The sequence below is a fragment of the Bacillus sp. JZ109 genome (assembly GCF_053903135.1).
Window position 1 is genome coordinate 728,271 of sequence record NZ_CP096388.1, and the last position, 14,847, is coordinate 743,117.

At 46.0% G+C, this 14,847-nt stretch carries 15 protein-coding genes and 1 other annotated feature; of the genes, 12 read left to right on the top strand and 3 right to left on the bottom strand.

Annotation, left to right across the window (positions count from 1 at the left end):
* Positions 1-13: 13 nt before the first annotated feature.
* Both rsbP and rsbQ read right to left on the bottom strand, forming a co-directional pair.
* Positions 14-1,225 (bottom strand): phosphoserine phosphatase RsbP, encoded by a 1,212-nt coding sequence (gene rsbP / locus M1D94_RS03695; protein ID WP_456270424.1) that lies wholly within the window; start codon positions 1,223-1,225, stop codon positions 14-16.
* Between the two features lie 35 nt (positions 1,226-1,260).
* Positions 1,261-2,070 (bottom strand): sigma factor SigB/phosphatase RsbP regulator RsbQ, encoded by an 810-nt coding sequence (gene rsbQ, locus M1D94_RS03700; protein WP_038829406.1) that lies wholly within the window; start codon positions 2,068-2,070, stop codon positions 1,261-1,263.
* 133 nt (positions 2,071-2,203) lie between these two features.
* Here rsbQ and M1D94_RS03705 point away from each other — a divergent pair, with 133 nt between their 5' ends.
* From M1D94_RS03705 to M1D94_RS03750, 10 genes are all read left to right on the top strand, one after another.
* Positions 2,204-2,335 carry a hypothetical protein gene (locus M1D94_RS03705; protein WP_021480633.1) on the top strand — a complete coding sequence of 44 codons (132 nt, stop codon included), beginning with the start codon at positions 2,204-2,206 and terminating at the stop codon, positions 2,333-2,335.
* 19 nt (positions 2,336-2,354) lie between these two features.
* On the top strand, positions 2,355-3,260 hold the full coding sequence (locus M1D94_RS03710) for an ABC transporter ATP-binding protein (protein ID WP_456270425.1): 906 nt from the start codon (positions 2,355-2,357) through the stop codon (positions 3,258-3,260).
* The gene (locus M1D94_RS03715; RefSeq protein ID WP_038829404.1) at positions 3,261-3,998 is read left to right on the top strand and encodes an ABC transporter permease; all 738 of its coding nucleotides are present in this window, start codon (positions 3,261-3,263) and stop codon (positions 3,996-3,998) included. It abuts the gene before it with no gap.
* A 3-nt stretch (positions 3,999-4,001) separates the two neighbouring features.
* On the top strand, positions 4,002-5,117 hold the full coding sequence (yvfT, locus tag M1D94_RS03720) for a two-component system sensor histidine kinase YvfT (protein ID WP_456270426.1): 1,116 nt from the start codon (positions 4,002-4,004) through the stop codon (positions 5,115-5,117).
* 16 nt (positions 5,118-5,133) lie between these two features.
* Positions 5,134-5,736 carry a two-component system response regulator YvfU gene (yvfU, locus tag M1D94_RS03725; RefSeq protein WP_072173489.1) on the top strand — a complete coding sequence of 201 codons (603 nt, stop codon included), beginning with the start codon at positions 5,134-5,136 and terminating at the stop codon, positions 5,734-5,736.
* A gap of 174 nt (positions 5,737-5,910) precedes the next feature.
* Positions 5,911-6,627 (top strand): lactate utilization iron-sulfur protein LutA, encoded by a 717-nt coding sequence (lutA, locus tag M1D94_RS03730; protein ID WP_014478017.1) that lies wholly within the window; start codon positions 5,911-5,913, stop codon positions 6,625-6,627.
* 26 nt (positions 6,628-6,653) lie between these two features.
* Positions 6,654-8,093: a lactate utilization iron-sulfur protein LutB gene (gene lutB / locus M1D94_RS03735; RefSeq protein ID WP_014480926.1), complete on the top strand. Its 1,440-nt coding sequence runs from the start codon at positions 6,654-6,656 to the stop codon at positions 8,091-8,093.
* Positions 8,093-8,815, top strand: coding sequence for a LutC/YkgG family protein (lutC, locus tag M1D94_RS03740; protein ID WP_212082452.1), 723 nt, complete (start codon positions 8,093-8,095; stop codon positions 8,813-8,815). Before lutB ends, lutC begins: the two co-directional genes overlap by 1 nt.
* A 107-nt stretch (positions 8,816-8,922) precedes the next feature.
* Complete coding sequence (locus M1D94_RS03745) at positions 8,923-9,957, top strand: glycosyl hydrolase family 18 protein (RefSeq protein WP_038829398.1); 1,035 nt, start codon at positions 8,923-8,925, stop codon at positions 9,955-9,957.
* Between the two features lie 97 nt (positions 9,958-10,054).
* Positions 10,055-10,290: a binding site (T-box leader), on the top strand.
* Between the two features lie 68 nt (positions 10,291-10,358).
* Positions 10,359-11,702: an amino acid permease gene (locus M1D94_RS03750; RefSeq protein ID WP_003228313.1), complete on the top strand. Its 1,344-nt coding sequence runs from the start codon at positions 10,359-10,361 to the stop codon at positions 11,700-11,702.
* Positions 11,703-11,742: 40 nt separating this feature from the next.
* Here the strand turns inward: M1D94_RS03750 and M1D94_RS03755 are convergent, their stop codons facing one another.
* On the bottom strand, positions 11,743-12,660 hold the full coding sequence (locus M1D94_RS03755) for a DMT family transporter (RefSeq protein WP_029946021.1): 918 nt from the start codon (positions 12,658-12,660) through the stop codon (positions 11,743-11,745).
* Between the two features lie 99 nt (positions 12,661-12,759).
* Here M1D94_RS03755 and M1D94_RS03760 point away from each other — a divergent pair, with 99 nt between their 5' ends.
* Positions 12,760-13,638 (top strand): LysR family transcriptional regulator, encoded by an 879-nt coding sequence (locus M1D94_RS03760; protein WP_003228316.1) that lies wholly within the window; start codon positions 12,760-12,762, stop codon positions 13,636-13,638.
* Between the two features lie 156 nt (positions 13,639-13,794).
* Positions 13,795-14,805: an LLM class flavin-dependent oxidoreductase gene (locus M1D94_RS03765; RefSeq protein WP_003228318.1), complete on the top strand. Its 1,011-nt coding sequence runs from the start codon at positions 13,795-13,797 to the stop codon at positions 14,803-14,805.
* Positions 14,806-14,847: the final 42 nt, after the last annotated feature.

The following is a 14,847-nucleotide window of genomic DNA, read 5'->3' on the forward strand; positions in this document are numbered from 1 at the left end:
CTCATGGATCATTTTATTTTACATCAACTAATATAAAACATTCGTCATCACTCTTATGATGAGCTTCCTTTTGATGCTGCAGTGATGTAAGGATTTTCTCCTTCAGGTCAGCGATTGGCGAATCAGGATGATCCTTTAGTAAATCAAATAAATAACATGAAGCCGTAGGATCCATCACGCCATCCGTATACAGAAGCAATCTTCCATCCGCCGTGTATGAAAGGCTGCTTGACTGAAACTCTAAGTCTTCAAACATCCCGATCGGAGGCGAGGTCGCGTGAAGCAGATGTTGAGTTCCGCTATCGTCCTGCCAAAGTGCCGGCGGATGCCCTGCGTTGACATAATCAATTCTTTGCCGTGCTATATCAATCTCGAGATAAATAGCAGTGCAATAATGTCTTGCTTCCTCATCATTTTGAAACAAGCTGTGAAGGTGCCGGTCCAATTCCTTCATAACTTTAACGGGGCTGAGACCTTGCGTGATCTGGCGCTGGAACAAAGGATGAAGAGACATCGTAATCAATGCAGATGAAATTCCGTGCCCCATCACATCAAGGATAATAATGCCGTAACGGTGTTCATCGATTTGATAATATCCGTAAAGATCACCTGACAATTCACTCGATGCGTTGTAATAAGAGTCAATCTGAACCTGATCGTTTACAATCGGTTCAGTCAACGAGTTTTTCTGGATCTTTCTGGCGAGTTCAAGCTCTCTTTTGGTGTTTAATTTAAATTGTTGATTTTGTTTATTGATCTCAAGAAGTTCTTCTTGTTTTGCTTTCAGCGTTTCCAAGGCAATTTCTAACTCCGCATTGGCTTTCTGTTTGGCAAGCAAAGCTTCCTGAGCCTCATTTCTGGCTATCAGCAGCTCATTTTCATATTCATTTCGCTTTCGCATTGGAATCAGAACACAATCAAAGACAGAAGCCTCGCTATCGTGTCTCGCAATAGCATTGATAAGGACGGGAATTTCTTCTCCATCTCTTGCTTTCAGGGAAATGTATATTTCTTCGATGTGATGCTCCAATTTCAAAAGCGGAAAAAAATAAAGCTGGCAGAAAAGCTGTGCGGGAATGGTCAACATCATATTCATGTGCTGGCCGATAACCTGCTCCGGTTCATAATCCAGAATCTTGATAAGGGTGCGGTTGGCAGCTATGATCGACCCCTCTTCTGACAAAGCGAGGAAACCGCATGGTGCATCATTCAATTGTTTGTCCATCTAAGAGGGTCACCTCTATCCCTTTCGTTCCTATATCACACGTGTGCTTTTAAATAATCGCCGATCAGCTGTATCGTCTCATCTGGATGGCTCATATGAGGGCAATGTCCGCGAGCCTCCATTTGTTTCAGACTGCTATAAGGCAGATGCTGATGCATATACTTACCTACTGTTGCAGGTGCGATGATATCATCTGCACATTGGAGAATAAGAGAGGGAACCGTTACCTTCGAAAGATCCTCTCGGTGATCAGAAAAAAACGCCGCTTTCGCGAATTGGCGGGCAATGACAGGATCAGTAGAACAAAAACGGCTTTCAAGCTCTTCCTTAATTTCAGGCCGATCTGGCTGATTCAGAACGGTTGCCGCAAATACAGTTGCCCAGCCGATATAATTTTTCTCCATCATCTCCAGCAAGCCAAGGAGCTGCTCCTCTTCAAATCCTCCGTAATACTCAGGCGGATCATTCAAATAGCAAGGAGAAGGCCCCACCATCACCAGATGGGAAAAAAGCTCCGGGCGGCGGATGGATGCAAGCATCCCAATCAAGGCCCCGACGGAGTGCCCCACAAACACGGTTTCCTTCAGATCTAAAGCTTCACAAACATCAAGAACATCCTGGGCATAGCCGTCAAGTGTCTGGTAACGATTCATGTCATATGCGCGCAAATCTGAATGTCCCGAACCGACGTAATCAAATAAAATCACCCGATGATCTTCTTCAAAGGCAGGTGCCACGGCATTCCACACACTTTGATCGCATCCAAAACCAGGTGCGAACATGATAGATGCTTTGCCGCTGCCTTTCACCTTCACATGATTTCTAGACAAAATCGCTTCGTTCATGATTGGCTCCTTTCAGCCGGAAAGTAATATAAAGTTCAATATGTCTATCATAACACTCGGATGGTTTGAAGAGTGTATCTTTCTATGAATGGCACAGCAGTTTAAAAGAAAGAGGACATGGGAGATAGAAAAGATGGATGAGTTGGAAGATGCAGGAGGAGGATTACCTAGACACCGGGGTGAGAAAGAAAATGACATTTGTCACTTCATCATCATGACACCCCATACTAACATCGTCTTCTCTGTCATTTTACAATCAATGTAAACGATCAGGAGGTGCTCATGTGATGAAAGAAGCAATAACAGTAAGCAACGTGACAAAACATTTCCATCGAAAAACCGCTGTAAACCACATCAGCTTCAGTATTGAAAAAGGAGAAATTGCAGCCATTCTCGGGCCAAATGGGGCAGGGAAGACGACCGTCATCTCTATGATATTAGGATTGCTGAAACCGAGTGAGGGAGAAATCAAACTATTTAACCGGATTCCCGATGATCAACAGGTTCGTGAAAAAATAGGTGTAATGCTTCAGGAAGTAAGTGTCATGCCGGGCCTTAAGGTGGATGAAATCCTTGAACTCTTCCGGAGCTATTATCCGAATCCATTGTCCATGAAAGAACTCGTTTCGTTAACAGCACTCACCAAAGAAGATTTGAAAACAAGAGCAGAAAAATTATCCGGCGGACAAAAACGCCGTTTGAGCTTTGCTTTGGCTCTTGCCGGGAACCCGGAGCTGCTTATACTTGATGAACCGACAGTCGGCATGGATACTTCATCAAGACATCGATTCTGGCAGACCATTCACGGACTGTCGGACCAAGGAAAAACAATTATTTTTTCAACTCATTATTTACAAGAAGCAGACGATGCCGCACAGCGAATCCTATTTTTTACTGATGGACGGCTTGTTGCAGACGACTCACCAATGCAAATCCGCTCAAGAATTCAAAAACAGTCTGTTTCCTTTACGCTTCATTCAAGTGAATCATTGGAAAGGCTGTCTTGTCACCCGGAAGTCGAGAGAGTGATCCATGAGCATGAGAGAACCATCATCCAGACATCAAATACAGATAAAGTGTTGGCGCTGATCTTTCAAGAAAACATCCCAGCACGAGATATTCGAATTGAGCAAGCGACGCTCGATGAGGCATTTCGCCAGCTGGCTGACGGCAACAGGGAGGCGATGTGAGTGAACATGCTGCAAAAGCAAAGCATCGCTGAAATGAAAAGGGTGATTAGGAACAAGTACTTTGTGCTTTGGTCTCTGATCATGCCGATTGCCTTTTATTATTTCTTTACAAATGTAGTGAATACCAACGTCCCTGATCAACGTGCATGGGAAGCCCATTACCTGATGTCGATGACAGTCTTCAGCGTGATGGGTTCCTCTATCATGACGCTTGGCATCCGAATGGTACAAGAACGGTCACAAGGCTGGACCGCCTTTATCCGCCTTACGCCTCTTCCGGATCATATCTATTTATCAGCTCAGATGATCGGCCAAAGTGTCATTCACGTTTTATCGATTACCGTCATATTTCTGTTCGGCGCAATCATCAATGATATTGCCTTGTCACCGTTTGAATGGATGATGAGCGGACTGTGGATTTTGTTTGGCGCATTGCCTTTTTTAGCATTAGGCACACTAATCGGCCTCATGAGAAAAGTAGAAACAGCGGCCGGAATCAGTAATGTGCTTTATATGCTGCTGGCTTTAGGCGGAGGGATGTGGATGCCGTTTGAGGTCATGCCTGACATGATGCAGAGCATTGGCCAGTGGCTTCCGTCTTATCATTTCGGGAGCGGAGCGTGGGAACTTGTCCGGGGTGGGAGTCCGACTTGGAAAAATATTCTGATATTAATCGCTTATATGATGCTCTTCATGCTACTATCTAAATATATAAGAAGAAAACAAGAAGCGGTGTAATACATGAAAAAGGCAATATCTATTTTCCCGAAGGAATTCGGGTTTTTCCCTTATATCTTTCTGGTGTATACGATTATGCCGTTCCTCTCTTTATTAAAAGAATCAGGTGTCAAACAGGGGATCGGATATGGCATGCTGCTCCTTTTTGTAGCGGCATATCGCCAGTTATTCTGCAGCGTGGGCAAAGCTTCGTTTACATATTGGCTTATCGTGCAAATGGCGGTTATTTTGATATATAGTGTGTTTTACAATATCACCTATATATACTTAGGTTTTTTCCCGGCAAACTTTGTTGGTTATTACAAAGAGAAAACGAATTTTAACCGTGCGTTCTGCGCTTTAATCTTTATACTGCTTTTTCCATGCCTATACCAATTTAGCGCGAATTCGGTCTCGCTTCGGGAGCTTTTTTCTGTTCTCCCGTTTCTCGTCATTATGCTCATTTCTCCATTCGGCATTCGTTCTATGTTTCGGAGGATTGAGCTTGAAAATAAGCTTGCACAAGCCAACGAACAGATAAAAGAACTCTCTAAAAGAGAGGAGCGTGTTCGAATCGCCCGTGATCTTCACGATACCCTTGGCCACACCCTGTCGCTGCTTACATTAAAAAGCCAGCTCATTCAGCGGCTGGCTGCATCTGATCCAGAACGGACCAAGCTTGAGGCAAAAGAAATGGAAACCAGTTCACGCTCCGCACTCAAGCAAGTTCGAGAGCTGGTTTCTGATATGAGAACGGTCACGATAACAGAGGAGCTCGTAAACATTCAGCACATATTAAGAGCGGGGAACATTACCTTTCAATACGAAGGAGCCGACGACTTTTCAGCGATATCTCCCGTCACTCAAAATATTATCAGTATGTGTATGCGGGAAGCCGTGACTAACATTATCAAGCACAGCAAAGCAACCCACTGTGCCATCACCATTTCTCAGTTTGCTGACAAAATGAGGATCGTGATACGGGATGACGGAAAGGGAGCGCCGAAGGAGAAAATGTTTGGGAATGGCCTGCGGGGAATGGAAGAACGGCTCATACTCATTGAAGGGGGATTAACGGTTTCAGATCAAAACGGAACGGTTGTGGCACTGACGATTCCGCTTATTAAAAAAGCAGAATGATTGGAGGACGAAAAGAATGATTCGTCTGTTTATTGCTGAGGACCAGCGAATGCTTTTAGGCGCTTTGGGATCTTTGCTTGATTTAGAAGAGGATATGACAGTCATCGGACAAGCATTAAACGGGGAAGAGGCGCTACATGCTATTTTGAAGCTGGAGCCGGATGTATGCATTATGGACATTGAAATGCCGGTTCGAAGCGGGCTGGATGTGGCAGAGGAATTAATGAAAAAAGGCTGCGTCAGCAAGGTCATTATTTTAACCACCTTTGCCCGCCCCGGATATTTTGAACGCGCAGTAAAGGCCGGTGCACATGGCTATCTGCTGAAAGACGGCGAAATTGACGATCTGGCCGATGCCATTCGAAAATGTGTAAAGGGAAAACGTGTCTTCAGCCCCGAGCTGACGTTTAATATGATGCGAGACGAAAATCCGCTAACCGTTAGAGAGCAAGAAATTCTGAGGCTTGCGGCTTTAGGCAAGACAACAAAAGACATTACGCTTGAGCTCTATTTATCTCAAGGCACAGTTCGAAACTATATCTCAGAAATCATCCAAAAGCTTAATGCGAGAAATCGGACAGAAGCCGCCAGCATTGCTGAGGAAAAGGGCTGGATCTAACCATATACTGCACTCCTGGGAGATCGGGAGTGTTTTTGATATGCCACAAATGAAAATATCCCTAGAAAACCCTTTCCTTCCATTGTCAGAATAGTGTACGATATTCATATAGTTATTTTAACTCAGGTCATCAGATGACCTGATCATATATTGGGGATGAGAGAGGGGTTCATCATGAAAGTCTCACTTTTTGTCACTTGTCTTGTTGATATGTTTCAAACAAATGTCGGAAAAGCAACGGTTGAGCTGCTGGAGCGGCTTGGGTGCGAGGTTGATTTTCCGGAAGGGCAGATTTGCTGCGGGCAGCCGGCTTACAACAGCGGCTATGTACATGACGCCAAAAAAGCAATGAAACGGATGATCGAAACGTTTCAGGATTCCGAATATGTTGTCAGTCCTTCCGGTTCCTGCACAACGATGTTCCGGGAGTATCCGCACCTGTTTCAGGATGATCCGAAATGGGCCGATAAAGCGCAAAAGCTGGCGGATAAAACGTATGAACTGACAGATTTTATTGTGAACGTCCTTGGGGTAGAGGATGTCGGCGCGACCCTTCATACAAAAGCGACCTTACATACGTCGTGCCATATGACTAGGCTGTTGGGTGTTCGGGAGGAGCCGATGAAGCTGTTGAGCCATGTGAAGGGCCTGCAGTTTACAGAGCTTCCGGGCAAACATAACTGCTGCGGATTCGGAGGAACGTTCTCCGTCAAGATGGCGCAGATTTCTGAGCAGATGGTCGATGAAAAAGTCGAATGTGTGGAGGAAACGGGAGCAGAGGTGCTGATCGGTGCTGACTGCGGCTGTTTGATGAATATCGGGGGACGGCTTGGCCGAAAAGATAAGAATGTCAAAGTGATGCACATCGCCGAAGTGCTCAACAGCAGATAAAACTGGATACAGAGGGGGAAAGGATCATGGCGATGAAAATCGGTACTGACGCTTTTAAAGAGCGGGTATCACAGGGGATTGATAATGAATTTATGAGAGGCGCTGTTTCGGGTGCACAGGAGCGTCTGCGGACGCGGCGCCTAGAGGCAGCAGAAGAACTGGGAAACTGGGAGGAGTGGCGCTCATTATCAGAGGAAATCAGGCAGCATGTCCTTGAAAACCTTGATTTCTATCTTGGACAGCTTGCCGAAAATGTGGCGAAAAGAGGCGGACATGTCTATTTCGCTGAAACAGCGGAAGAGGCGTCTTCTTATATTCGCGATGTCATTCAAAAGAAGAACGGGAAGAAAATTGTGAAATCTAAATCAATGGTCACAGAGGAAATCAATCTGAATGAGGTGCTGGAGAAGGAAGGCTGTGAAGTCGTAGAAACCGATCTCGGGGAGTATATTTTGCAGATTGATGATCACGATCCGCCGTCACATATCGTAGCGCCCGCCCTTCATAAAAATAAAGAGCAGATACGCGATGTGTTTAAAGAAAGGCTGGACTATCAACATACAGAAAAACCGGAAGAGCTGGTGATGCATGCGCGCGCCATTCTCCGGAAAAAGTTTCTGGAAGCGGATATCGGCATTACCGGCTGTAACTTCGCCATCGCTGACACGGGTTCCGTCAGCCTTGTGACAAATGAAGGAAATGGACGGCTTGTGAGCACCTTGCCGAAAACACAAATTACCGTCATGGGAATGGAGCGGATTGTCCCGTCATTTTCTGAATTTGAAGTGCTCGTCAGCATGCTGACAAGAAGTGCTGTCGGACAGCGGCTGACAAGTTATATTACAGCTTTGACGGGTCCAAAGCTGGAAGGTGAAGTGGACGGTCCGGAAGAATTCCATCTTGTCATCGTTGACAATGGACGATCCAATATCCTTGGAACGGAATTCCAGTCTGTGCTGCAATGTATCCGCTGTGCCGCCTGTATCAATGTCTGTCCTGTGTACCGCCATGTCGGCGGACATTCATACGGCTCAATCTACTCGGGGCCGATCGGAGCGGTTTTATCGCCGTTGCTCGGCGGTTATGACGATTATAAGGAGCTGCCGTACGCATCTTCACTATGCGCTGCTTGTTCAGAAGCCTGCCCGGTCAAAATCCCGCTTCATGAGCTGCTACTCAAGCATCGTCAGAATATCGTCGAAAAAGAAGGCAGAGCGCCGATCAGTGAAAAGCTTGCAATGAAAGCATTCGGACTTGGCGCATCCTCCTTATCGCTTTACAAAATGGGCTCAAAATGGGCGCCGGCCGCCATGACGCCTTTTACAGAGGACGAAAAAATTTCGAAAGGGCCCGGCCCGCTTAAAAATTGGACCCAGATCCGCGACTTCCCGGCACCGCATAAATCGAGATTCAGAGACTGGTTTGCGGACAGAGAAACAAGTGAACGCACGAAGGAGGAGCAGTGATGACAAAGGGAACCATTCAGAATCAAGAGAGCTTTTTAAACCGAATCGCATCCAGCCTTAGCCGTGAAAGAAGAACAGGAGGCGTGGCAGTTCCTGAGTGGGCGCATCAGCCGCAATATAAAACACTTGAAGGATATTCAGCGGATGACTTAGTCAAAGTGCTCAAAAACCATTGTGTCAAAATCCATACAGAGCTGATTGAAACGGATTCAACCGGCCTTTACGATGCCCTTCGCGAGCAAGTCAGCCGCTTTTCCGGAGGCCCTGTCATCATTCCGAAAGACCCCCGCTTTGAAGAATACGGACTGAAAAGCCTGCTCACCAAGGACTGGCCGAGTGAAGGAACGCCGGTCTGGGAGTGGGATGCTGACAAAGGCGAGGAAAATATCAAAAAAGCGGAGCAAGCCAATGTAGGGATTACATTCAGCGAAATTACATTGGCTGAGTCGGGGACGGTTGTCCTCTTCTCCTCAAAAGACATCGGCCGCTCTGTCAGCCTTTTGCCGACGACTTATATTGCGATCGTGCCGAAATCAAGCATTGTACCGAGAATGACACAAGCCAGTGATATCATCCGCCAAAACATTGCGGACGGTGTCACTGTTCCTTCATGTATCAACTACATTACCGGACCGAGTAACTCAGCCGACATTGAAATGGATTTAGTTGTGGGGGTGCACGGACCAGTAAAGGCAGCATATATTCTCGTCTCTGACCGCTGAACTCAGGAAGCCCGGCAGGCATATGCCGGGCTTTTTGCTTGTAAAAACTTCAACTTCCAATTTTTTGGCCGATGAGAAGAGTATGACTTGAAATAGGAGGAAATGCGATGAAAAAATGGCTGATCATAGCGGTTTCACTGGCGATTGCGATTGTTCTGTTTATGTATACAAAAACAGAAGCGAAGGCAGCCGGAATGACACTAGGCTACACGACTGGGGATACGGCTTCATACAATTCTCTTACGAAATATCATACATACATGAATGCCATCGCAACCGATACATTTGCGTTTGAAAAAAACGGACAAATCATTGGCGATGCCCCAAGCAAGCAGCTGACATATGCGAAAAAGAAAAAAATCAAGACATGGGCTGTCATTTCAAACTATAATGATGCCATTTATGACTTTGACGGAGATTTAGCGAGTCGAGTCATGAGTAATAAAACAGCGAAAAAACAATTCACAGATCAGTTAATTACACTGGCCAAAAAGCACTCATATTACGGAATCAATATCGATTTTGAAGCAGTAAATCCAGAAGACCGCGCTGCATACTCGAACTTCATTCAATATGTCTCACAGGCTTTGAACAAGAAACATATTAAAACAATGGTATCCGTTCCGGCCAAAAGCGCCGATGATAAAAATGATGACTGGAGCTGGCCGTATGATTATGCGAAAATCGGCAAATATGCCGACTTCGTACAAGTTATGACCTACGATGAACACGGCATTTGGGGTGAGCCGGGGTCAGTGGCAAGCACAAACTGGATCAAAAGCTCTCTGCAGTTTTCAGTCAAAAAGATCAAAGCCAATAAAGTCATTATGGGAATCCCTGCGTACGGCTATGACTGGGATGTAAAAGACGGAAGTACCAGCACAATAAGGGAATGGAATGAGCTCAAATCCCTCATCAAAAAACAAAAAGCAAAGCCGGCATTCAACAAAAAATCAGGTTCGATGACGTTTTCTTATGTTGACAAAAAGAAGCATAAACATGTCGTGTGGTATGAAAACGAAAAAACCGTTCAAACGAAAAGCCATCTGGCAAAGCAATATAAAATAGCAGGTGTTTCAGTTTACGCATTAGGAAACGAGTCAGAATCCTTTTGGAAAGCCATTCGAAAAGGGACAAAATAACAGTTTCTTTTTTCTCTGAAGTTATTGACAGTTAAAAGAGAAGCACGTATATTATGTTAATATATTCAGATCATAAAATTTGAGTTTTTCAGAAAACTAAAACACATAGATTGGGAGCAGTAAAAGAAAGTGGTCAGAACAGAGAGCTGCGGGGTGGTGCGACGCAGCCTGATTCTTCTTTGAACTCGCCCGGGAGTGGTAAGACGGAACGGAATAGATTGAATATTCCCTATGTTTTAACGGCTAACCTTCGTTACAGGTCAAAAGCAGGATTCTTCATGAAGAATCAACAAGAGTGGTACCGCGGTCAGCCGAAGGCTCGTCGTCTCTTTATCTATTAGATTAGGTAGGAGACGGCGGGCTTTTTTGTTTTTGAAAACGAGAAGGAGAGGTAGAAGAGGATGAAAAACGACAATCAAACGTTAAAACGCACGATGACGTCCCGCCATATTATGATGATGGCGCTGGGCGGAGCAATCGGCGCAGGTTTATTTAAGGGGAGCAGCTCAGCGATCGATGTGGCAGGGCCATCTGTCATTATCGCATATCTGCTCGGCGGGATTATTTTGCTGTTTATTATGCAGGGGCTGGCGGAAATGGCTGTTCGAAATCGTAACGCCAGAACCTTCCGTGATCTTGTCCAGCAGGTATTGGGAAATTACGCCGCTTACTTTTTGGACTGGATCTACTGGAAAATGTGGGTGCTTAACATTGCGGCTGAAGCTGTTGTAGCTGCGATTTTCATTCAATATTGGCTGCCGGGCTGCCCGATCTGGGTGTTGGCATTAGGAATTTCTCTTATCGTCACGATTGTAAACTTGCTTTCTGTTAAAATCTTCGCCGAAACTGAATATTGGCTGGCAATGATCAAGATTACCGTTATTATTATCTTTATTATTCTGGGATTGCTGCTCTTATTTGTATCATTCGGTGATCATACAGCATCCGGATTTTCCAACCTGACAGACCACGGCGGATTTTTCCCGCACGGCGGCACAGGGCTGATCACGGCGATGCTTGTCGTCATCTACTCTTACGGCGGTACAGAAATTATCGGTGTAACGCTTGCAGAGACAAAAAATCCGGAAAAGGTTGTCCCGAAAGCTGTCCGCAGCACACTGACACGGATTGTCGCGTTTTACCTGCTGCCGTTTTTCATCATCGTCAGCTTGATTCCATGGAACCAAGTCAATTCCGTTCCGGAAAGTCCTTTCGTGATGGTCTTTAAAATGGTAGGCATTCCGGGCGCGGATCATATCATGAATGCAGTCATCCTGCTGGCGATCATTTCTTCTATGAATTCAGGTTTATACGGATCATCACGCATTTTATATACACAGGCAAGTGACGGAAGGCTTCCAAAGGTCTTCTCGAAGCTTTCATCGAAAAACGTACCGATGTTTGCGATTCTGATGTGCACTTCTTCTCTCTATATTGGCGTATTGATTTCTCTGTTCGCAGGAAGCCAAACATTTAATTATTTAATGGGATCATTGGGATATACCGTTTTATTCATTTGGCTGATCATCGGATTCGCTCATTTAAAATCGAGAAAACAGCAAACGGAAACACCGGCCTATTATGTAAAATGGTTCCCGTACACGACATGGTTTGCTATTGTGGCATTACTCGCCATTCTAATCGGGGTCATCATGACAACATCAATTGTCATTACCGGCATTACTGCGGCGATCTACCTTTTGATTACAGTTGCATATTTGGTCAAAGGACGCAAGCATCAGTAAATAAGAAACCCTCTTGCCGCATCCGGCAAGAGGGTTTTTATTATTGTGCAGCTTTCTCGTTTATACCAATCGCCGCAGCTTTCTGCGCTTTTGATTTTGTATTCACGAGACAGATGCTCGTGACAATCAGCAGCAGCCCTGCCAAGAGGCTAAGGGTGAGCGGTTCATGCAGGAAAATGGAGCTGGCCACGATTGATATGAGCGGAATCAAAAAAGTATAAGATGCGACCTTGCTTGCTTCTCCTGAACCGACAAGCGTAAAAAAGACAAGCCAGCCGAGCGCGATAACGAATACGGAGATGAACAGCAGGCTCGTGATAAACGGAGCTGTCCATTGGATCGCCGAAAAGCTTTCTGTCCAAAAGCCGGATATAAGCAGAAACACGCTTCCGATCGTCAGCTGCAGAGCGACCATCCAGATGGAATCGACGCGGCTGCCTGTTTTTTTCATATATACCGTTCCGAGCGCCCAGCTGATTGCGGAGCCGAGAGCCAGCAGAACCCCAATGACAGAAATATGCCCGCCAAAGCCCGCAGCACTAATGACGGCTACTCCCGCAAAACCGAGGATGAGTCCGATCACTTTCATTACAAACATGGATTCGCCGAGCCACAGCCAAGAAAATACACCCATCAGAACAGGCTGGAAGAAGACGATTGCAGAAAACAGGCCGGCCGGAAGATAATTCAGCCCGATCGTTTGCAGGCCGTAGAATAATGTAATATTTAAAAGAGCAGAAACAAGATAAATCGGCCACGTTTCTTTTAAGCGTAATTTATGAATACGCGGCAGTGCGACAATGACTAATAAAAGCCCGCCGATCAGCGTTCGGATGCCCGCGAACAATAATGGCGGAGAATAGGCGAGCGCGGCTTTGGACAGCGGCCAATTGACGCCCCACATGATAACGAGAAATGCGAGCAGGAGAGCTGTCCGCGTTTTTGAGAGCTGCTTCATTGTTCATTCACTCCTTGTAGAACTTTTCCATCATATGATACGGTAGAACATAAGATAAATAAAATGAATCTTTTTTATAAGGAGCATAAGTAAATTGTTATGACCATTACACAATTAAAGGTTTTTGTGAAAATAGCTGAAACGGGAAGCTTTACAAAAGCGGGTCAGGCGCTGAACATGACACAGCCGGCTGTCAGCCATGCGATTTCTGCGATCGAAGCTGAGCTTGATGTAAAGCTGATCATTCGTGACCGCCGCAATGGCCTGATGCTGACAGATACGGGAAAACAGATCTTAGTACACATCAGAGAAGTCTTAAAAGGCATTGAAAAAGTTGAGCAGGTAGCAGCAGCGGAAAAAGGGCTTGAACTGGGAACGATCCATATCGGCACATTCTCAACTGCCTCGGCTTATTTTATGCCGAAGCTGATCAGTGAATTTAAACAAAAATATCCGAAACTTGAGCTCGTGCTGCACGAGGGAACTGTAAATGAAGTCAAGGAGTGGCTTCATACGCGGATGATAGATGTCGGCATTCTTCTGTATCCAACAGAGGAGATGGAGTACATCCATTTGAAAAAAGACAAAATGGCTGTCGTGCTCAGGGACGATCATCCGCTTGCCAGTCATTCGGCCATTACGCTGAAAGATCTTGACCATGAACCGATGATCGTCTGTGACGGAGGCTATGAATCACCATTTGTCGATATGTTCAGGCAGGCGGGCGCTACGCTACACCCAGCTTTCACGGTCTATAACATCAACACCTCGATCAGTATGATCAGAGAAGGACTGGGTCTCGCGATTTTATCAGAAATGTCCATGTCGGGGATGCCGCTTCCGGAGCATGTGGTGACCCGGGAATTGGACCCGCAGGTATACCGTGATGTGCAGCTTGCTGTTCCGTCGCTAAAGGAGGCTTCTCTGGCGGCTAAGCTCTTTATTGAGATGGCTAAGGAGCTGTTTGGAGCAGAATAGCGGGCCAAACCGTTCGTTTTACATTGTTCGAATTTCATCGAATCAAATTCTTTTATTCCTGAATGCAGTTGTGTTATGGTGTGATAGAAGTTCTTTCAATCATGACCTGACAGCTTTGGGCTGTTTACTGATAACACATTTGCAAAGGAGAACAATATGTCTAACAACCAACGCAAAGATACCTTGCTTTCTGTCTTGAATTTATCTCCGGTTGTTCAGGGAGGAACGATTGCAGAATCATTCCGAAACAGCATGGACTTGGCGCGCCGGGCAGAGGAATGGGGCTATCACCGTTACTGGCTTGCTGAACATCATAATATAGAAGGTGTTGCAAGCTCCGCCACTGCAGTTTTGATTGGCCATATTGCCGGAGGCACGAAGAAAATCCGCGTCGGTTCCGGCGGCATTATGCTCCCGAACCACTCTTCATTAGTCATTGCTGAACAATTCGGCACACTGGAAACACTGTATCCCGGGCGGATTGATCTGGGGCTTGGACGTGCGCCGGGAACAGACCAATTGACAGCCAGAGCGCTCCGCAGAAACATCAACAGCGGGGAGGATTTTCCAGAACAATTAGAGGAACTGCGCAATTATTTTAAACCGTCAGGAAATGTGCGCAATCAAGTTCGCGCCATTCCCGGAGAGGGCATAGATGTGCCGATTTGGCTGCTGGGCTCAAGCGGCTTCAGCGCCCGTCTGGCTGGTGAACTAGGTCTTCCGTTTGCCTTTGCCGCTCATTTCTCACCGGCGAATACGGTTCCTGCATTGGAGCTTTACCGCAATTCTTTCACGCCGTCAGACGTGCTCGACGAACCGTATGCGATGGTCGGTGTCACCATTATCGCGGCAGATACAAACGAGAAAGCGCAGCACCTTGCGACTTCGCATTATCAAAGGTTTCTTGATCTTGTCCGCGGTACGCCGAACCAGCTTAAACCGCCTGTTGAGGATATGGATCAAATCTGGAGCCCGTATGAAAAAGCGATGGTCAATGAGCAGCTGAGCTCCACGATTGTCGGAGGTCCGGAAGAAGTGAAGGCGAAGCTTGAAGATTTCGTCAAAACGACACAGGCTGACGAAATTATGGTTAACTCAGAAACCTTTGAACACGCAGACAGAATGCGTTCGTTTGAAATCATCGCTGACGTTTGGAAAAACAGATAACAGCTATAAAAAAAAGCAATGTAGCGGGGAGACCCATACATT